This is a genomic window from Acidisoma silvae (assembly GCF_020618775.1).
In the GTDB taxonomy this organism is placed as follows: Bacteria; Pseudomonadota; Alphaproteobacteria; order Acetobacterales; family Acetobacteraceae; genus Acidisoma; species Acidisoma silvae.
In genome coordinates this window covers 339,910-357,198 of sequence record NZ_JAESVB010000001.1, presented here as the reverse complement: position 1 = coordinate 357,198, position 17,289 = coordinate 339,910, and the positions used below count along the sequence as shown (strand labels likewise).

At 64.1% G+C, this 17,289-nt stretch carries 19 protein-coding genes and 1 pseudogene; 6 read left to right on the top strand and 14 right to left on the bottom strand.

Annotated features, from left to right (window positions below; all coding sequences use genetic code 11):
* Positions 1-25 precede the first annotated feature (25 nt).
* Positions 26-940 (top strand): annotated as a pseudogene (locus ASILVAE211_RS01700) (LysR family transcriptional regulator).
* A gap of 158 nt (positions 941-1,098) precedes the next feature.
* Here the strand turns inward: ASILVAE211_RS01700 and metW are convergent.
* The gene (gene metW, locus ASILVAE211_RS01695) at positions 1,099-1,698 is read right to left on the bottom strand and encodes a methionine biosynthesis protein MetW (RefSeq protein ID WP_227320112.1); all 600 of its coding nucleotides are present in this window, start codon (positions 1,696-1,698) and stop codon (positions 1,099-1,101) included.
* Between the two features lie 50 nt (positions 1,699-1,748).
* Positions 1,749-2,906, bottom strand: coding sequence for a homoserine O-acetyltransferase MetX (metX, locus tag ASILVAE211_RS01690; RefSeq protein ID WP_227319546.1), 1,158 nt, complete (start codon positions 2,904-2,906; stop codon positions 1,749-1,751).
* Positions 2,907-3,100: 194 nt separating this feature from the next.
* On the opposite strand from metX, the gene pheA reads away from it, so the two are divergent.
* The 4 genes from pheA to ASILVAE211_RS01670 are packed head-to-tail and all read left to right on the top strand — an operon-like array spanning position 3,101 to position 6,444.
* Entirely contained in the window at positions 3,101-4,000 is a 900-nt protein-coding gene (gene pheA / locus ASILVAE211_RS01685; protein WP_227319545.1) for a chorismate mutase, read from the top strand.
* Positions 4,001-4,035: 35 nt separating this feature from the next.
* Positions 4,036-5,118: a histidinol-phosphate transaminase gene (hisC, locus tag ASILVAE211_RS01680; RefSeq protein WP_264478670.1), complete on the top strand. Its 1,083-nt coding sequence runs from the start codon at positions 4,036-4,038 to the stop codon at positions 5,116-5,118.
* Entirely contained in the window at positions 5,111-6,004 is an 894-nt protein-coding gene (locus tag ASILVAE211_RS01675; RefSeq protein ID WP_227319543.1) for a prephenate/arogenate dehydrogenase family protein, read from the top strand. Before hisC ends, ASILVAE211_RS01675 begins: the two co-directional genes overlap by 8 nt.
* The gene (locus ASILVAE211_RS01670; protein WP_227319542.1) at positions 6,001-6,444 is read left to right on the top strand and encodes a MarR family winged helix-turn-helix transcriptional regulator; all 444 of its coding nucleotides are present in this window, start codon (positions 6,001-6,003) and stop codon (positions 6,442-6,444) included. The genes ASILVAE211_RS01675 and ASILVAE211_RS01670 overlap by 4 nt, the downstream gene beginning before the upstream one ends.
* Here ASILVAE211_RS01670 and ASILVAE211_RS01665 read toward each other — a convergent pair.
* From ASILVAE211_RS01665 to ASILVAE211_RS01610, 12 genes are all read right to left on the bottom strand, one after another.
* Positions 6,441-6,854 (bottom strand): ester cyclase, encoded by a 414-nt coding sequence (locus ASILVAE211_RS01665; RefSeq protein ID WP_227319541.1) that lies wholly within the window; start codon positions 6,852-6,854, stop codon positions 6,441-6,443. The two genes, ASILVAE211_RS01670 and ASILVAE211_RS01665, sit on opposite strands and share 4 nt — an antisense overlap.
* A 67-nt stretch (positions 6,855-6,921) precedes the next feature.
* Complete coding sequence (gcvA, locus tag ASILVAE211_RS01660) at positions 6,922-7,827, bottom strand: transcriptional regulator GcvA (protein WP_227319540.1); 906 nt, start codon at positions 7,825-7,827, stop codon at positions 6,922-6,924.
* A 193-nt stretch (positions 7,828-8,020) separates the two neighbouring features.
* A complete protein-coding gene (locus tag ASILVAE211_RS01655; RefSeq protein ID WP_406566002.1) occupies positions 8,021-9,361 on the bottom strand; it encodes an aspartate aminotransferase family protein in 1,341 nt (446 codons plus the stop codon).
* Positions 9,358-10,449 carry a phosphotransferase gene (locus ASILVAE211_RS01650; RefSeq protein WP_227319539.1) on the bottom strand — a complete coding sequence of 364 codons (1,092 nt, stop codon included), beginning with the start codon at positions 10,447-10,449 and terminating at the stop codon, positions 9,358-9,360. The genes ASILVAE211_RS01655 and ASILVAE211_RS01650 overlap by 4 nt, the downstream gene beginning before the upstream one ends.
* 5 nt (positions 10,450-10,454) lie before the next feature.
* A complete protein-coding gene (locus ASILVAE211_RS01645) occupies positions 10,455-12,152 on the bottom strand; it encodes a stimulus-sensing domain-containing protein (RefSeq protein WP_227319538.1) in 1,698 nt (565 codons plus the stop codon).
* On the bottom strand, positions 12,152-12,853 hold the full coding sequence (locus ASILVAE211_RS01640) for a response regulator transcription factor (protein WP_227320110.1): 702 nt from the start codon (positions 12,851-12,853) through the stop codon (positions 12,152-12,154). Before ASILVAE211_RS01640 ends, ASILVAE211_RS01645 begins: the two co-directional genes overlap by 1 nt.
* A 186-nt stretch (positions 12,854-13,039) precedes the next feature.
* A complete protein-coding gene (locus ASILVAE211_RS01635; protein ID WP_227319537.1) occupies positions 13,040-13,579 on the bottom strand; it encodes an NUDIX domain-containing protein in 540 nt (179 codons plus the stop codon).
* A 6-nt stretch (positions 13,580-13,585) separates the two neighbouring features.
* Positions 13,586-14,221 (bottom strand): DNA oxidative demethylase AlkB, encoded by a 636-nt coding sequence (alkB, locus tag ASILVAE211_RS01630; protein ID WP_227320109.1) that lies wholly within the window; start codon positions 14,219-14,221, stop codon positions 13,586-13,588.
* Positions 14,218-14,961: an acireductone synthase gene (gene mtnC / locus ASILVAE211_RS01625; RefSeq protein ID WP_227319536.1), complete on the bottom strand. Its 744-nt coding sequence runs from the start codon at positions 14,959-14,961 to the stop codon at positions 14,218-14,220. Before mtnC ends, alkB begins: the two co-directional genes overlap by 4 nt.
* 7 nt (positions 14,962-14,968) lie before the next feature.
* The gene (locus tag ASILVAE211_RS01620) at positions 14,969-15,508 is read right to left on the bottom strand and encodes a 1,2-dihydroxy-3-keto-5-methylthiopentene dioxygenase (protein ID WP_227319535.1); all 540 of its coding nucleotides are present in this window, start codon (positions 15,506-15,508) and stop codon (positions 14,969-14,971) included.
* Positions 15,505-16,131 (bottom strand): methylthioribulose 1-phosphate dehydratase, encoded by a 627-nt coding sequence (locus tag ASILVAE211_RS01615; protein ID WP_227320108.1) that lies wholly within the window; start codon positions 16,129-16,131, stop codon positions 15,505-15,507. Before ASILVAE211_RS01615 ends, ASILVAE211_RS01620 begins: the two co-directional genes overlap by 4 nt.
* Positions 16,132-16,223: 92 nt before the next feature.
* Positions 16,224-16,472, bottom strand: coding sequence for a twin-arginine translocase TatA/TatE family subunit (locus ASILVAE211_RS01610; protein WP_264478637.1), 249 nt, complete (start codon positions 16,470-16,472; stop codon positions 16,224-16,226).
* Positions 16,473-16,730: 258 nt separating this feature from the next.
* On the opposite strand from ASILVAE211_RS01610, the gene ASILVAE211_RS01605 reads away from it, so the two are divergent.
* Positions 16,731-17,228, top strand: a complete 498-nt coding sequence (locus tag ASILVAE211_RS01605) for a GcrA family cell cycle regulator (protein ID WP_227319534.1) — start codon at positions 16,731-16,733, stop codon at positions 17,226-17,228.
* Positions 17,229-17,289: the final 61 nt, after the last annotated feature.

Genomic DNA, 17,289 nt, shown 5'->3' with positions numbered 1-17,289 from the left:
ATATTCTCATGGACAGCATAGGCACATGCTATCGGTCACGCTGCGCCAGATGGAATATGCGGTCGCGATCGAAACCTATGGCGGCGTCTCGGCCGCTGCCGCCGCCCTTCATGTCTCACAACCCGCGCTGTCCGTGGCGCTGACCCAGATCGAGGCGATCCTGGGCAAGCCGCTGTTCCGGCGGCGGCCGGGCAGCCCGATGACGCCGACATCCTTCGGACGGGAATTTCTGCTCCGCGCCCGCCGGATCATCGATGACACAACAAACCTGGTGACGCTGGACGACGCGGTACCGCAAAGCCCTGTCCGCCTCGGCGTTTTCAAGGATCTGGCACCACTGGTGTTGGCGCCGATCCTGGCCCGCGCCCAGCGGGAACTGCCGGATGTCGCCATCCGCTGGCAGACCCTGACCTTCGAGGAAATCGCGGCACAGATCGGCAGAGGGCCTGACCTTGATCTCGCCATCACCTATAATCTTGGCCTTGATTCATCCTGCCAGCGGCAGACGCTGATGGAATTGCCGCTGTAAGTCGTGGTCGGCCGCAACCATCCCTTCACGCGCGGCAAAGCCGCGACCCTGGCGGCTGTCGCCGCCGAGCCGATCATTCTGACCGAACAGGATTTGAGCCGCGCCCATATGCTGCAAATTTTCGAGAAAGCCGGTCTGCGCCCGACGATTGCCCATCATGCCGGCACGATGGAAACGATGCGCAGCCTCGCCGCTAACGGGCTTGGCCTCGGCCTGTCCTATACCAACCCCCGTGCCGGCACCTCCTATGACGGCAAAGCCGTGCGGCAGGTCACGATCATCGACGCCGCTTCGGTCGAGCCTGTCCTGCTGATCCGCAGCCAGGACAACGCGCTGTCACCGGCCGCCCAGCGCCTACAGGTGCTGATTGCCGCAATGCGCTTCGAGGGCAGCAATTCCGACGCCGGCTGATGGCGGCTGGACTATCGCATTTCAGGTTTTCATTGAAACGATGTCATTCCCGCGAAGGCCGGAATCTTCTTCCTTTGGCATTGCGAGGAGGCATAGAAGATGCCCGCTCGCGCGGGCATGACGGCTGGGGAGGCACTTCAATCCAAACCTGAAACGCTTTATCGCCGCCGCAGCACGAACAGCCCCTGCTCCCCGAACAGATTGGCCAGCCAAGGAAAGCGGCGCCAGGGCGCGCGATGGCCTTCATCGTCCAGCGCCAGCCATTGTTCCACGACATAGCCTTCGGCTTTGCAAAGGTCGAAAAAATCCTGAATGGTGCAGGGATGAATGTTGGGCGTCTCGTACCACATCCGGTTCCAGCTTTTCGTCATCGGCATCCGGCCGGTGATTCCAAGCTGCGCGCGCAGATACCAATGGCCGAAATTGGGAAAGCTGACGATGGCGCGGGTGCTGATGCGCAGCATATGCTGCAACACTTCCAGCGGCCGTTCCACCGCCTGCAAGGTGCGCGTCAGCACGACATAGTCGAAGGCCTGGTCAGGATAATGGACCAGATCGGTATCGGCATCGCCCTGCATTACCGGCACGCCGTGCGCCACCGCATGCGTCACCAGCGCCATGTCCAGTTCCAGGCCGCGCGCATCGCAGCCACGGGTATGGAACAGATGGCCGATCAGAGCGCCATCGCCGCAGCCGATATCCAGCACACGGCTGCCCGGCGTTATCAGATCGGCGATGAGTTGCAGATCGACGCGCATCGGGCGCGCGGCATGGGGCTCGCGCGCCGAGCGCAGGCTTCCGTCCGGCATCACGGCGTCTCCTTCGGCGGCAATCCGCGATGCTCGGCACAGCCTGCGATGAAGCCCGCCAGCGTGCGGTGAAAATCGGGCTCGTCGAGCAGGAAGGCGTCATGCCCCTTGTCGCTCATGATCTCCACGAAGCTGACATTGGCCGCGCCCCGGATCAGCGCATTGACCACTTCGCGCGTGGCCTTGGTCGGAAACAGCCAGTCCGAGCTGAAGGAGACGAGGCAGAAGCGTGTGCGCGTGCCGGCGAAGGCGCGGGAAAGGTCACCGCCACGGTCGATGGCAAGGTCGAAGAAATCCATCGCGCGGGTGATGGAGAGATAGGAATTGGCGTCGAACCGCCGCACGAAGGCGCTGCCCTGATATTGCAGATAGCTTTCGACCTCGAACTTGTCGTCCAGCAGCGTCAGGCTGGAGGCATCGCGCAGCCGCCGGCCGAATTTCCGCGTCAGCGCCGCTTCGCTGAGATAGGTGATATGGGCGACCATGCGCGCGACAGCCAAGCCCCGCGCCGGGATGACGCCGGACCGCCAGTATTCGCCATCGTTGAAATCGGGGTCGGCGAAAATCGCCTGCCGCCCGACTTCGTTATAGGCGATGTTCTGGGCCGAGTGATGCGCGCCGGACGCGATGGGCACGGCGGCGAAGACCTGTTCGGGATAGGTCGCGGCCCATTCCAGCACCTGCATGCCGCCCATGGAGCCGCCGATCACCGCGAAAAGCTGGGTAATCCCCAACTGATCCACCAGCTTCTTCTGGGCGCGCACCATGTCGCGAATGGTCACGGGCGGAAAATCATGACCCCAGGGCTCGCCCGGCTTCTCGTCATGCGGGCTGCGCGGCCCGGTGGAGCCCATGCAGCCGCCCAGGACATTGGCGCAGATGACGAAGAAACGATCCGTGTCGATCGGCAGCCCAGGCCCCACGAGATTGGCCCACCATCCCGGCCGTCCTGTCAGCGGATGTGTCTCGGCCACATATTGGTCGCCGGTCAGGGCATGGCAGATGAGGACAGCATTGCTGCGCTCGGCATTGAGACTGCCATAGGTGCGATAGGCGACCGCCATCTGCCGCAGCATGCGCCCGCAGTCCAGCGCCATCCCGTCCGCGAAGACGGCGGTCTGGTGGGTGATCTCGGCAAAGGGCTCAATCTGGTCCATGACGATTCTGATAGGATGCCGGGTCTCGGGGGGCAATGTGGCGAAGGGCGCGGCTGCCCAGAAGGATTTCGATGCAATATGTCGCTTGATGGCGGCGAGGCCGATGGCGGGCCATTGTCCATGACGCCGGTTTGCTTCCCCTGACGGTTCAGCTATCAGTCGAAAGATTGAAATTCACCCCCGGTTTACCATCGATGTCGAGTTTTGCCGAAGCCGCTCACGACGCGGACATAGTCCCAGTTGATCGCCTGCCTGCCCTGCGGGAGCAGTTGGACGTGCTGGATGACCGTATTCTGGACCTTCTCGCCCAGCGGGCAAGGATTGTGGAGGATGTCGCCGCCGCCAAGCGCGGCTCCGGCTCCATCCGCCCCGGCCGGGAAGCCGCCATTCTGCGCCGTCTTCTGGCCAAGCACACCGGGCCGCTGCCGCGTGGTGCCATCATCCGCATCTGGCGGGAGATTTTCGCCTCCTCCATCGCCCAGCAGCAGAGCCTGCAGGTCGCCGTCTGCGATCCGGCCATGGACGGGCGCTTTCTGGCAGCCGCGCGGGAACATCTGGGCGCGCTGACGCCCATGCGCGTCTATCGCAGCCCTGCCCAGGCCATCGGCGAAGTGGCGGACGGCCGCGCCAGCGTCGCCATCCTGCCGATGCCCGGCGAAGGCACAGGCGACGGTTCCGTCGGTCCCGGCTGGTGGCCCGGCTTGCTTCAGCATAATGCCAAGGGCCGCATTCATGTGGTGGCCCGCCTGCCCTTTTGGTCCAGCCGGCCGGAAGGGGCCGCGAGCGTTCAGGCGCTTGTCATTTCCAATACGCCCGCCGACCCGTCGGGCGAGGATATGTCCCTGATCGCGCTGGAAGTGCCGGCTCAGGTCAGCCTGGGCAGCCTGTCGAATGCCATCAATGCCGCCGGCTTCAAGCCGCTGACGATGCTGGTTCACCGCCCCGCCGGCGTGCCGGCCGCCTTCCTGCTGGTGGAGGTCGACGGTTTCGTCACCGCCGATGACCCGCGCCTTGGCCTGATCGCCGGATTGCAGGCGCCGCCCATGATCGTCGGCGCCTATGCGGTCGCCATTGCTGAGGAGCCTAGCCTGTGACTGAAAAAACCCGCCCCACGCCGCGCCCTGAAATCATGGCCATTGCCCCCTATGTCGGCGGCGCATCCACCATCGCCGGCGTGTCGCGCGTTATCAAACTCTCCTCCAACGAAGGCGCCTTCGGCCCGCCCCCGGCCGCACAGAAGGCCATCCATGACGGCGCCGAGAAAATGGCCCGCTATCCCGACGGTAGCGTGCAGGGGCTGCGCGAAGCCATCGGCGGCCATTTCGGCCTCGACCCGGCGCGCATCGTCTGCGGCAATGGCTCGGACGAAGTGCTGAGCATGCTCATCCAGGCCTATGGCGGCCCGGGCACCGAAATCCTGATGTCGCAATATGGTTTCTCGATTTACGAAATCTTCGGGACATTGGCGGGCAGCACGGTGCGCAAGGCGCCCGAGACCGACATGACCGCCGATATCGATTCCCTTCTGGCGGCCGTGACCGACAAGACGACCCTGGTGTTTCTGGCCAACCCCAATAATCCGACCGGCACGCTGGTGCCGATGGCCGAATTGCAGCGCCTGCGCGACGGCCTGCCGCCGCATGTGCTGCTGGTCATCGACGCGGCCTATGCGGAATATGTCGACCGGCCGGATTACGATGGCGGCCTCAGCCTGGTGGACGCCGGCGAGAATACGGTGATGAGCCGTACCTTCAGCAAAATCTGGGGCCTGGGCGGCGCGCGCCTGGGCTGGCTGTATGGGCCGGCCGCGATCATCGATGTGATGAACCGTCTGCGCCCGCCTTTCAATATCAACGCGACCGCCTCTGCCGCCGGTATCGCGGCTCTGTCCGAGCCCGGCTGGGCCGCGATGTCGCGCGACCACAATACCCGCGCCCGCGCCCGCGTGGCGGCGGCCCTGACGGAAGCCGGCATTCGCGTCTGGCCCTCGGAAGGCAATTTCGTGCTCGCCGATTTCGGCACGGACGATCAGGCCCGCGCGGCGGACGCCGCCCTGAAGGCCGAGGGCATCATCGCCCGCATGCTGGTGCCTTACAGCCTGGCCCATTGCCTGCGCATCACCATCGGCACCGATGAGGAATGCCAGCTGGTGACGGATTGCCTGGCCGGCTTCATGGCCCGCGCCAATACGCCTGCGACGGCCGATGCCTGAAACAGCGACGCCTCTCTTTCAGCGCCTGACGCTGATCGGCCTCGGCCTGATCGGCAGTTCCGTCGCACGCGCGGCGCGCGAGAATGGCCTGGCCGCTGAGATCGTCGCTTGCGACGCGAGTGAAAGCGTCTGCGCGCGGGTAACGGAATTGGGCTTCGCCGACCGGGTGGAGCCTGACCTGATCCGCGCGGTGACCGGGGCCGATTGCGTCATGCTCTGCGTGCCGGTCGGCGTCATGGCCGATACGGCGGCCACCATCGCGCCGCATCTGGCACCGGGCTGCATCCTCACCGATGTCGGGTCAACCAAACTCTCCGTCGTGCGCGACGTCGGGCCGGTCGTGCCGGACGGCGTGCATTTCGTGCCAGCCCATCCGCTGGCCGGCACCGAATTCTCCGGCCCCGATGCCGGTTTCGCCGAATTATTCCAGGGCCGCTACTGCCTTGTCGTGCCGCCGGCCGGCACCAATGCCGATGCGGTGGCGAAGATCGTGGCGCTGTGGCAGGGCATGGGCGCGATGGTGGAGGAGATGGAGCCCGCGCATCATGACCGCGTGCTGGCTGTCACCAGCCATCTGCCGCATCTGATCGCCTTTACCATCTGCGGCACGGCGGATGATCTGGCCGATGAAACCAAGGACGAAGTGCTGCGCTTCGCGGCCTCGGGTTTTCGCGATTTCACCCGCATTGCCGCGTCTGATCCGGTGATGTGGCGGGATATTTTCCTCAATAACCGCGAGGCGCTGCTGGAAATGCTGGCGCGTTTCACGGAGGACGCTCAGGCCATGGCGAAAGCCATTCGCTGGGGCGACGCTGGCTATATCGAGGACAAGGTGCTGCGCGGCCGCAAAATCCGCCGCAGCCTGATCGAAATCAAGCAGGCTTGAGCGCCCCACCGGACGACCGGACGGAAGCTTTGGCGGAGGATCTCCGCCAGGCGGTCGGCCGTTTCGTGCGCGCTATCCGGCAGGACACGCACCAGCCGACCAACGCGCAATCCGAAACGCTTGGCCTTTTGGATCGCAGTGGGCCGATGACGACAGCGGCACTGGCGGAGGCGCGGCGCGTCAAGCACCAGAGCATGAGACTGGTCATCGCCCAGATGGAGGAAGACGGGATCATTGCCCGCACCGCCAATCCCGATGACGCGCGCAGCCAGCTGAATGCCTTGACTGGAAAAGGCATAACTCTGTTGACTCGGCACCGTCTTGAGCGTACGCGCAGCATCGCGGCGCTGATGCGGGACCAGCTGTCCGCATCGGAACAGGACACGCTGCGCCTGGCTGTCACGCTGCTGGATCGCCTTTCGGCAGCCCCGCTGGATTAAGCCTGCCTCAGTTGCGCCAAGACCGCCGACAGCGTGTTGATGCCCCAATGTTCGGCATAGCGCCCGTCTGCCACGCGCACGATATCGATGACGTCGATGGAAACCGCTTTTCCCGTCGCCGGAATGCCGAAAAGGGTCGCGGTGTGAACACCTGCAATGGTCTTGCGCGTCACCACCTTGTCGCCTTCGGCGACCTGATCATGGATCGTCACCGTCAGCCCGGACAAAGCCGGGCGCAACAGATTCTGGAAAGTGTGCCACAGGCTTTCGGGTCCGTTCGGCGCATCCGGCGGCGCGGAGCGATTCTGAAAATCAGACGCGATCAGAGCGTCGAAGGCCGCACGATCCCCATTCTGAATGACGGCGATATTGAAGCGCCGCACAACCTGCTTGTTGTCGTCTGACGACATGGAACCTCCTGACAAAGCCGATCGCCTCAATATATACAGTCATACTGTATATATGCAAATGGACCGATCAGGCCGCCTGAGCCGTTGCCGCCTCCGTCTTCAGCCAATCGGCGAAAGCGCGGGCGGCCGGAACAAGATCCGCCAGATCTGGCGCCACAATCCAATAGCCGCCGGTGTCGATGGCCAGCGTGAAGGGCGCGACCAGCCTTCCGGCGGCGATGTCCTCCGCCAGCAGCGGCATGTCGCCGAGCGCGACCCCCTGCCCGCGCATCGCCATCTGGATGACGAGCGCATGATCGTTAAAGACGGGCCCGCGCGTCTGCGGCAGGCCGCGCACGCCGGCCGCTTCCAGCCAGGTCGTCCAGCCCGCGCGTTCATCATCATGCAGCAGCGTATGGCGCAGCAGATCGGCGGGTTTGCGGATGGGCGGGCCTGACGCCAGCAGGCTGGGCGCCAGCACGGGCGTCACTCTACTCGCCATCAGCGGTTCGGCATCCACGCGCGGCCAGCCAACCTCTTCCACCTCCGGATCGTAGCGGATGGCAAGATCGACGCGGGAGGCGCGGAATTCGATGACATGCGGATCGGCCAGCACCTCGACCTCCACATCGGGCCGAAGCGCCCGGAAGCGGCTGAGGCGCGGCACCAGGAAACAAGCGGCGAAGCCGGGCTCGGCACTCACCACAAGTTCGGTGACGACCGGGGCCGCCGTTGCCTCATCCACCGCATCGGCGATGGCGTCGAAACTATCGGATAGCCGATCCAGCAGCCTGGCGCCCGGCTCGGTGAGCGACACCGCACGATGATGACGGTGAAACAGTTTGGTGCCGAGCAGCACCTCCAGCTCGCGGATCTGGCGGCTGATCGCGGCTTGGGTGACGAAAAGCTCCTCCGCCGCACGGCTGAAACTCAGCAGCCGGCCGGCACTTTCGAAGCTTCTGAGCGCCGTCAGCGGTATCCGGCCACGCCGCATCGCATAACCCTATGTTATTCGAAGGCGACGATAAGCTCGTTTGAAGACAAAAGCCAACAGGTGTTCTCTCCCTCTCAAGGAGCAGTCACCATGACAAACACGATGTTCAACATTCTCGGAAATTCATTTCAGGTCGCGACCTTCCAGGGCGGCACGCCCGCTCAGGTCCGCCGTCCGGAAGCCCCGAAGGCCGTCAAGCAGCCGCAGCCAAAGCCGCTTTCATCCCCGCAAGCAGCTTATCCGCGTGTTCAGTGGAAAAAGGCAGCGGTGGCCGGATTTTAAGACTATTGCCGGCTTTTCCTGAAGCGCTGATCAAAATCCGGCGCTGGCGCAATTCATTGACGACACGACCCGCCAGCGCCGTATCCGGCGTCTTTGCTACCGGGTCAGATACAAATTCCGCGGCGATGAACAGACCGTCGCCGCGGATATCGGCCATCCGCTCAAAACCGCGGGCCAGATCGCGCAGACCGGCACGCATATAAGCGCCCACCGTCGCGGCATTCTCGACCAGCTTTTCGTCCCGCAGAATATCGAGCACGGCGAGCGCCGCCGCGCAGCTCACCGGATTGCCGCCAAAGGTGTTGAAATAGCGGGTTCGGCGCGCGAAGGCATCGAACAGATCTGGCCGCCCGACGACACCCGCGATCGGCGTGCCATTGCCCATGGGCTTGCCGAGGCAGACCAGGTCAGGCTCGACGCCATGACGGGCAAAGCCCCACATGGCGGAGCCGGTGCGGCCGAAACCCGGCTGCACTTCATCGGCAATGAACAGCCCGCCCGCTTCGCGGATGGCGGCCACCGCCGGCTGGATAAAGCCGACAGGGTCGGTCACCACGCCGTCGCTGGAAAAGACGGTGTCGAACAACAGGGCCGCCGGCGCGGCGCCATGGCGCTTCAGATCGGCAATCGCCGCCCTGACATCGGCGGCGAAACGCGCGCCCATCTTGTCCGGGTCTTCCCTATAGCTGTCCGGCGCCGGAACCGTGCGGATATGCACGCCCAAAGGCACGCCCTCACCCAGCGAGGGCGAGAGTTCGGAGGCCGCCGTGGTGACGCCGTGATAGGCGTTCTCGGTCACAATGACGCCCATCGCACCGGTATGGCTGCGGGCGATGCGGAGTGCGAGGTCAATCCCCTCGCTGCCCGTGCAGGTCAGCATGACCTGCGACAGCGATGCCGGAAACAGCGCTGTCAACCGCTCGGCGTAATCAACGACGGTGTCGGTCAGATAGCGCGTATGGGTATTGAGCTGTCCCATCTGGCGGCTGACGGCTGCCACCACACGCGGATGGCAATGACCGACGCAGGGCACGTTGTTATAGACGTCCAGATAGGCGGTGCCGTCCGGCCCGTAGAGGTAAACGCCTTCGCCGCGTTCCAGATAGACGGGATCATCGTAGAACAGACGATAGGACGCGCCGAGCACACGCTCGCGCCGACGGATAAGGTCTGCCGTCGCCGGTGGCAGCGCATCCAGCTTGCCGCTGTCGAAAGCATTGATCATGACAGCCTTGGGGCCGGAAGCGTTCATTGCGCTGTCTCCTGTTCCGCGCGGATGCGCGCAGCCTGCCAAAGATCGAGAAGCCTTGCCTGACCCTCAGCCGGGTCCATTTCGGCCACGCGCTGCATCACTTGCCAGGCACGCCCGGCATTGCGCATGAGATAATCTCGGTTTTCCGGATAGAGCGTCGTGCGCCAGGCGGGGATAAGCGCGCGCAAAGCGAGACGCGTCGATATCAGATCGAACAGAACGCTGGCCTCCAACTCGCTCAGCGGCCGCACGGTTTCATATCCGGTCAGCAGATGCAGCAAGGGCGCGAAAAGATCGGCGCCGTCCACCAGATCGAGATGATAGGAGGCGGTAACGCCGATTTCCTGCACGATCGGCGCGGAAACCAGATCGCCGAAATCCAGGATGCCGGAAACGGTTTCGCCATCCATCAGCATATTGCTGCCGGTGAGGTCGTTATGAATGACGCCGCGCGGCAAGACCGGGATGACCGGAAGAACCCGCGTCTCAAAACGGTCCAGCAGAACGGAAACCCAGGCGCGTGCGCCATCATCCGGGATCATCGGCAGCAGCGGGCGCAGGGATGCCGCGTGCTGCATGTCCCACAGTAAAGGATGCGCTTCCGCCGCTGGATGCGAAAAACCGGTCAGCGCGCGGGCGACCCGCGCCAGGGATCGGCCAATCGAAAAAAGCCCCTCCGGCTGCAAAATGCGATGGGCGAGCAGATCGCCATCCAGCCAGGTGAATAGGCGTATCGGCAACGGCCGCCCATCCGTGCCGGTGATGCGCGCGATCAGGATTCCATCCTGCGTCGGCACGATCCGCTGCACGGGGAGCGTGGGATCGGCGCTGCCGACATGCATCAGCGCCTTGGTCTGGAAATCCGTGACCTGCGGGTCTTCGCCGGCATTGGTGAATTTCAGAATGAAACTGTCGCCGCCGGGCGTCGTCATGCGGAAATTGCGGTCGCGCTCGCTATGCAGCGCCGCCGCCGTTCCGTCCTTGCCCCAAAGGGTGCGGAAGGCGGCTTCGGCTTCGTCTGCCGTCACGGTCGGCACAGGGCTTGCCAGAACAGCGGCGGCGGCACCGATCAGAGTTTCAGGCTTCATCCGTATCAGGCTTTCGGCAGAGTGATGACGAAACGAGCGCCCAAAACGCGCCCTGTCTCATCATGCCGATTTTCCGCGCGAATGCGACCGTTCAAAGCCTCGATAATCTGCTTGCTGATGGAAAGACCGAGGCCGGAATGCTTGCCGAAGCTCTCGCCCTGCGGGCGTTCGGAATAGAAGCGCTCGAAAACGTCTTCCAGCTTGCCTTCCGGAATGCCAGGGCCTTCGTCGGCTACGGCAATTTCCACCATGCCGTCGGCGGTTTCCAGCGCTGACAATTCAATGCGCCCACTGGGCGGGCTGAAGGACCGGGCATTGCCGATGAGATTGCCCAGAACCTGCACCAGCCGGCCTTCCACGGCGGCGACGCCCAGACCCGGCTTCATTTCAGCCGCCGCCACGATGGGCGCGCCAGGCAAGCGTGTTGCGTCATCAATATCGGCCAGCGCGCCCAGCATGGCGACGATGTCCAGACGCTCGGGCGCGGCGCGGGAGATTTCGGCGTCAACGCGAGAAGCGTCGGAAATATCGGTAATCAGCCGATCCAGCCGCACCACGTCATCGGCCATGATGGCCAGAAGATTGTTGCGCGCCTGATTGGTATCCTCCACCCGGCGCAGCGTTTCGATGGCGCTCCGCATGGAGGTCAGCGGGTTCTTGATTTCATGCGAGACATCGGCGGCGAAACGCTCGATCGCATCCATGCGGCCCCAAAGCGCCGTGGCCGAATCCGACAAGGCCCGCGCCAGCGTGCTGATTTCATCGCCGCGTTCCAGCAGGCTGGCCGGCACCGCACCCGTGCGGCCATGGCCCTCGCGCATTTCCTGCGCGGCGATGGCCAGGCGCAGGATCGGGCGGGCGATGGTCTGCGCCAGATACCAGGACAGCAGCACCGTCAGCACGAGCGCCACAAAAAACAGGCCGAGAATGGAAATGCGCACCGACAGCACGGCTTGGTCCACCCGCCGCGCATCATGGGTCAGCAGGATCATGCCAACGGTTTGATTGTCATGCGTCACCGGCTCGGCCACCGTCACCAGCAGGCGGCCGTCCGTTGTGCGGCGGATATAGGGCGGCACTTCCTGTCCGGTGTCATTACCGCGCAAGGCCAGCACGGCCTTGAGGTCAGGCTGCCAATCCGCGCCATCCGACTTGTCGAGCTGGCGGACGGGAATGCCGCCGGCACTCGGCGCCCAGGCCAGCAGATGATCATAGAACCAACTGACCAGGTTGCTGACCGTGCCGCCATTGGCGGGCGGCGGCAGCGGCTCGGTCACGATGGCGCCACCCGCCCCTTCGCGCACCTGGCTGTCAGCCACGATATTGCCGTCCGGCCCGAACAGACGGGCCTGGGCGAAGGGTGTGGGGTCGGTCAGGCGATACAGCAGCGGCCGGGCAAGATCCTGCGTCAGAACCGGATGGTCGCCCGACCCGGCCTGCACCGCGCTTTCGCCCAAAGCGCCGGCATAGATGCGCGCCTGTTCGCGGAGAGCGGAGATATCCGCATCCATCAGCCCGTTCTGATACTGATCGAGATAAAGCAGGCCGATGACGAGCAAGGCCAGCGGCAGCGCGTTGACGAGGAGAATGCGCCGCAGGAAAGGAGAGGCGAAACGCCGCCGGGGCGGCAGCGCCGGCGTGGACGACTGGCCAGCCGTATCCGCCTGTCCTGCCTGTTTCGAAAGGGCAGCGCCGTCCGGCATCAGTTTTCCTTGTAGCGGTAGCCGATGCCGTAAAGAGTTTCGATCTGGTCGAACGTATCGTCCTGCACACGGAACTTCTTGCGCACGCGCTTGATGTGGCTGTCGATGGTGCGGTCATCGACATAGATATTCTCGCCATAGGCGGCGTCGATGAGTTGGTCGCGGGATTTCACCATGCCGGGGCGCGCGGCCAGCGCCTTGACCAGCAGGAATTCGGTTACCGTCAGCTGAATATCGGCACCCTTCCACAGGCATTGATGCTTCGTCTCATCCAGCGTCAGGTCGCTGCGCACCATCACGCCCGTGGGCGCGGCGCCCGAGCCTTCGGCCCGGCTGACCTCGTTACGGCGGAGCAGCGTGCGGATACGTTCCAGCAGCAGACGCTGGCTGAAGGGCTTCTTGATATAGTCATCGGCGCCGAGGCGAAGGCCCATCAGCTCGTCCACCTCCTCGTCCTTGCTGGTCAGCAGGATCACCGGCAGGGCGCTGCGCTGGCGCAGCCTCTGCAGCAGTTCCATGCCGTCCATCCGGGGCATTTTGATATCGAGCACGGCAAGATCCGCCGGGCGGGCGATCAGGCCCTGAAGCGCGCTTTCGCCATCGGTATAGGTGCGAACCTGAAAGCCTTCCTGCTCCAGGGTCATCGAGACGCTGGCGAGAATATTGCGGTCGTCATCCACGAGCGCGATGGTGTGCTTCATCATAAACAGCTTTCGCCTGTTTTTGCCCGGGTCCGGAAACCCGGGGCGGAAATGCGGTTGGCCTGACCGGCTGGCATAGACGGCACCCGTCAGGACAGCCCTATTATCGAGTAGAGATACTGGTCCGTGAACCAGCTTTGTCGAGCGGCAAAGGTGAAATTCCCGCCAGAAACCTATACCATGGGGCTATAAAAGCCCCAAAAGCCGAGCCTGGGCGAAGGCAGAGATGGTGATGGCGTCCCGAATGACACCATCACGGATCATGCGCTCGAAGTCTGCGATCTTGAAACGGCCGAGCACCATATCCTGCTCCTCCACCTCGCGCTCGCTCTCTCCCATAGTCAGATCGGTCGCGAAAAAGACCCGGCCGCCTTGGCTGGAATAGCCGGCTGCCTGCCAGACATGGCCGATTTCACGCAGGCTGCCCGCGATCAATCCAGTCTCTTCCCGCAATTCGGCGGCAGCCAGGGCCAAGGGTTCCACATCCTGCCATTCCCAGGTGCCCATGGGCATTTCCCAAACGCGCTGGCCGATGGGATAGCGGAACTGCTCGACCAGATAGATTTCGCCGTCCTGCACCGCGCAGATGACGGCGAATTCCGCCCGTTCCAGCACCGAATAGATGCCTTCGGACCCATCCAGGCGGCGCACCTTATCCTCCCGCAGGCGCAGCCAGCGGTTTTCATAGGCAAGGCGGCTGGAAATCTGGGTGATGGCGTCGGTCATCGGCCTCTATCTCGCGCGTCGAAAGGTCAGATTATAGCGAAACGGACCGAAAAGCGGATCCTCACCGGCCTTCACCGGACGGATGCCGTGATAGAGCAGCCGCGCGGGACCGCCGAAAACCAGCACATCGCCACTTTCCAGCCCAATCGCCTGCGGCTTGTCGTCCTTGTCCAGGCCACCGACCAGAAAGCTGGCGGGCAGGCCCAGAGAGACGGAGACGATGGGCTGGTCGAAATCCCGCTCGTCACCGTCGCGATGCAGCCCCATGCCGGCCCGCACAGCGTAGCGGTTCACGAGGCAGGCATCCGGCGCGAAACCGGGAAAACCGGCCTCTGCCGCCGCATCCGCCGCCAGTGCGGCGAAAGCCTTGGGCATGGCGGGCCAGGGCTGGCCCGTCAGCGGATCGCGGCTTTCATAGCGATAGCCGCGCGCGTCGGAGACCCAGCCGCAAGCACCCGCGCTTGTCATGGCGGCGGCCATAGTGCCACCGCGCTTTGTCGTCATGAAGCGAAAGGGGGACTGGGCGGCCAGGCCCTGAATGACCGGCCAAAGGGCGGCCGGATCGGCTCGGCGGCGCAGCAGCACCATCCCCGCCGGCAAAGCGGGAATAGGCAGCCTAAGCGCGGAAAAAAGATCGCTCAGGCGGGCTGAGGCAGCGTGAAAAGGCGGGAGACCTCATGCAGGTCCGCCGCCACCGGGTGACGGGTGGATGGCACGGTGCCATCGGCCTCGCGCACCAGCTGGCAGGTGCGGAAGCCGGCCGCCGCAGCCGCATCAAGCTCGGCCTCCACGTCCGACAGAAACAGAATCAAGCCTGCCGGCAGGCCGATTTCGGCGCGGATGGCGTCATAGCTGGCGCTGTCCCGCTTCGGGCCGAAGCGCGTGTCGTAGAAACCCGAGAAAAGCGGCACCAGATCACCCGCCTGACTATGGCCGAAAATGCCGCGCTGCGCTTCCTCGGACCCCGAGGAATAGACGTAAAGCGGCAGGCCTTCCTGCTTCCAGAAAGTCAGAGCTTCCGGCACTTCCGGATAGAACTGGGCGATGAGATCGCCCGCCGCATAGCCTTCCCGCCAGATCAGGCCCTGGATGGTCTTGAGCGGCGTCACCTTCTGATCGAGATCGCTCCATCGCAGCAGCGTCGCGACCGGGTCGGCCTCAGGCTCCAGCTCGCGGGTTTGGGCCAGGATGGCCTGCACCGCCGGGTCAGCGCCGTGCTCGGCCACGAAATCCGCCAGTCGCGCGCGGGCGTAGGGAAACAGGCTGTCCCGCACGAGGCTGATCGGGGTCACGGTGCCCTCGATATCGAGCAGCACCGCTTCCACCGGATGCGTGACCGTCAGGTCGGTTTCCTCGGGGCTACGGTCGGCAAGATCGGTCATGAAAGCCTCAGGCTGCGGGGAAACGCTTGCTGATATCATCCCCGGTGAAATGGGGAACCCAGCCGGAGGTATCGGTAAAGATACGCAGCGCCGTGAAGAAGGGCTGCTCCCCGGCATCGAACCAATGTTTCACATTGGCCGGCACGCTAATCAGATCGCCCTGGGTGCAATGCGCGTCATAGACGCGGTCATTCAGATGCAGGACGAAATTGCCGGACCCATGGACGAAGAAACGGATCTCGTCCTCGGTATGGAGATGTTCCTGGATGAACTTCTCACGCAGCGGGGCGACCTGCGGGTGATCGGCCGTCAGCTTGATGACATCGGCCGAACCCGCGCCACCGTCACCGATCAAGGTATTGAGATAGGGGCGATAGGCCGCCAGAATCGTCTCGGCATCATCGTCCGGCGACAGCGCTACCGGGCTGTCCCAGCGCTCGAACCGAACGCCGATGGCATTGAGCTCGCGGGTGATGATGTCCGCATCCTCGCTGCGCAGGACGGCGACATCGGGATTATCGTCAGCATAGATCGTCAGGCGGCTCATACGAGTTTCCTCCGTTCAATTTCGGTTGCCAGGAGGAATTCTAACGCTTCCAATCGGTAAAGGGCAGCATTCACGTCTGAGCCCCAGACATAGATCCCATGCCCGCGCAGAACATAGCCGATGGGTGCGCGGCCCTGCTCCAGCCAAGGCTGCAACTGGGCGGCCAAACGCGGCATGTCCTGGTCATTGTCGATGATCGGCAGTGCCACGGAGATGTCATGGGTCGACACGACATTGCTCCAGGCCTTGAGGATCTCATAACCCTGAAGGTGGATGGCGGAGGCTTCCGGCAAAGCCATGGTCAAAGCCGTCGCCGGTATCGAATGGCCGTGCAGCACGGACCCGATGTCAGGCCAAAGCGCGTAAATCTGGCAATGCAGCAGCGTCTCGGCACTCGGCTTCATGCCAGGCGTGAGAGAGCGGCCGGCAAAGTCGACCTCGATAATATCCTGGGTTTCCAGGAAACCCTTGTGGACACCGCTGCGGGTGATCGCCATGCGGTCGCCCGACAGTCTGGCGCTGAGATTGCCGCTGGTGGCCGGCACCCAGCCTCGCCGGTCCATGCGCTGACCGGCCGCGACCAGCTTTTCCGCCACCGGAAGCGGGACAATGCCCGCCGCCATATCGGCCACAGCCGGGGCGGCAATGCCCCCGGCTGCAAGCCCATCCGCCATCCATGCCATGCTGCGTACCTCAGCCAAGATCAAGCCGGGCCTCAGCCCTGGCTGTGAACCGAGGTCGTCTCACGCTTGGCGGCCGTCGCATCGGGGGACGGTGCGGACAGCGTGCTCTGCTTCTTGCCGTCGGCGGCCATCGACGCATCGTCGTCTTCAGCCATGTTCTTCTTGAAGGACTTAATGCCCTTCGCGAAATCTCCCATGAGATGGCTGACCTTGCCGCTGCCGAACAGCAGCAGCAGGACCACGATGACGATAAGCCAATGCCAGATGCTCAACGAGCCCATTTTGCCTCCCTCGGGGATAAGCCCCCAAGCTGCCTGTCTGATGTCACGGGGGCGGCAGCACGGCAAGCCGCATCCCCAAGGTCAGCACCATAGTCCGAATGCGCGGCTTTCACCAGTTGGCACAGACGACAAGAGCTGACCCGGTCTGGCGATTTCGACTTGTCCACAGCTTTCTCAGCCCGACCCGCACTCAATCATTGGCGTCTTGCCCTAAGCCCTATACATTATCTAGTAGGCATTGGGGCGAGGGACCACGAGATGGAGTGGAACGAGACGATCATTGGAGAGCTCAAGGCACTTTGGGCTGAAGGCCTCTCCACGGCCGAGATCGGACGGCGCCTCGGAATTTCAAAGAATGCTGTTGTCGGCAAGGCCCATCGCCTCGACCTGTCACCGCGCCCCTCGCCGATCCGCCGCACGGACCGCCCGCAAGGCGCCCAAGCACCCGCCCCGCGCGTGACCGGCCCGACGCTGGCACCGCTGCCGTCTGGCCCCCAGACGATTGCAGCCCCGACTGCGCCGGCCGCGACGACGGTATCGCCCGTGGCCATCAAGCCCGTCGCGCCGCGCCGCCTGGCGGCCGTGGCCCCGGCCGCGGTCGCCCGCGTCTCGGCCTGCTGCTGGCCGGTGGGCGAGCCCGGCAAGCCGGGCTTTCATTTCTGCGATGGCGCCGCCGTTGCCGGCAAGCCTTACTGCGCCGAGCATGCGCAGCTCGCTTATGTGAAGATCCGCGACCGCCGCGAAGACGCAGCCTGATCGCCTGCAAGGGCGGCCGTAGCGGTCGCCCTTCTCCTGCCTGACCCTTTGGGGTAACAAA

Excerpts from the sequence above, each read along its gene's own strand:
- metW (WP_227320112.1), bottom strand. The coding sequence starts at position 1,698 with ATGCGCGTCGATCTGCAACTCATCGCCGATCTGATAACGCCGGGCAGC.
- metX (WP_227319546.1), bottom strand. The coding sequence starts at position 2,906 with ATGGACCAGATTGAGCCCTTTGCCGAGATCACCCACCAGACCGCCGTC.
- pheA (WP_227319545.1), top strand. The coding sequence starts at position 3,101 with ATGTCGAGTTTTGCCGAAGCCGCTCACGACGCGGACATAGTCCCAGTT.
- hisC (WP_264478670.1), top strand. The coding sequence starts at position 4,036 with ATGGCCATTGCCCCCTATGTCGGCGGCGCATCCACCATCGCCGGCGTG.
- ASILVAE211_RS01675 (WP_227319543.1), top strand. The coding sequence starts at position 5,111 with ATGCCTGAAACAGCGACGCCTCTCTTTCAGCGCCTGACGCTGATCGGC.
- ASILVAE211_RS01665 (WP_227319541.1), bottom strand. The coding sequence starts at position 6,854 with ATGTCGTCAGACGACAACAAGCAGGTTGTGCGGCGCTTCAATATCGCC.
- gcvA (WP_227319540.1), bottom strand. The coding sequence starts at position 7,827 with ATGCGGCGTGGCCGGATACCGCTGACGGCGCTCAGAAGCTTCGAAAGT.
- ASILVAE211_RS01655 (WP_406566002.1), bottom strand. The coding sequence starts at position 9,361 with ATGAACGCTTCCGGCCCCAAGGCTGTCATGATCAATGCTTTCGACAGC.
- ASILVAE211_RS01650 (WP_227319539.1), bottom strand. The coding sequence starts at position 10,449 with ATGAAGCCTGAAACTCTGATCGGTGCCGCCGCCGCTGTTCTGGCAAGC.
- ASILVAE211_RS01645 (WP_227319538.1), bottom strand. The coding sequence starts at position 12,152 with ATGCCGGACGGCGCTGCCCTTTCGAAACAGGCAGGACAGGCGGATACG.
- ASILVAE211_RS01640 (WP_227320110.1), bottom strand. The coding sequence starts at position 12,853 with ATGAAGCACACCATCGCGCTCGTGGATGACGACCGCAATATTCTCGCC.
- ASILVAE211_RS01635 (WP_227319537.1), bottom strand. The coding sequence starts at position 13,579 with ATGACCGACGCCATCACCCAGATTTCCAGCCGCCTTGCCTATGAAAAC.
- mtnC (WP_227319536.1), bottom strand. The coding sequence starts at position 14,961 with ATGACCGATCTTGCCGACCGTAGCCCCGAGGAAACCGACCTGACGGTC.
- ASILVAE211_RS01620 (WP_227319535.1), bottom strand. The coding sequence starts at position 15,508 with ATGAGCCGCCTGACGATCTATGCTGACGATAATCCCGATGTCGCCGTC.
- ASILVAE211_RS01615 (WP_227320108.1), bottom strand. The coding sequence starts at position 16,131 with ATGGCGGCGGGCATTGTCCCGCTTCCGGTGGCGGAAAAGCTGGTCGCG.
- ASILVAE211_RS01610 (WP_264478637.1), bottom strand. The coding sequence starts at position 16,472 with ATGGGCTCGTTGAGCATCTGGCATTGGCTTATCGTCATCGTGGTCCTG.
- ASILVAE211_RS01605 (WP_227319534.1), top strand. The coding sequence starts at position 16,731 with ATGGAGTGGAACGAGACGATCATTGGAGAGCTCAAGGCACTTTGGGCT.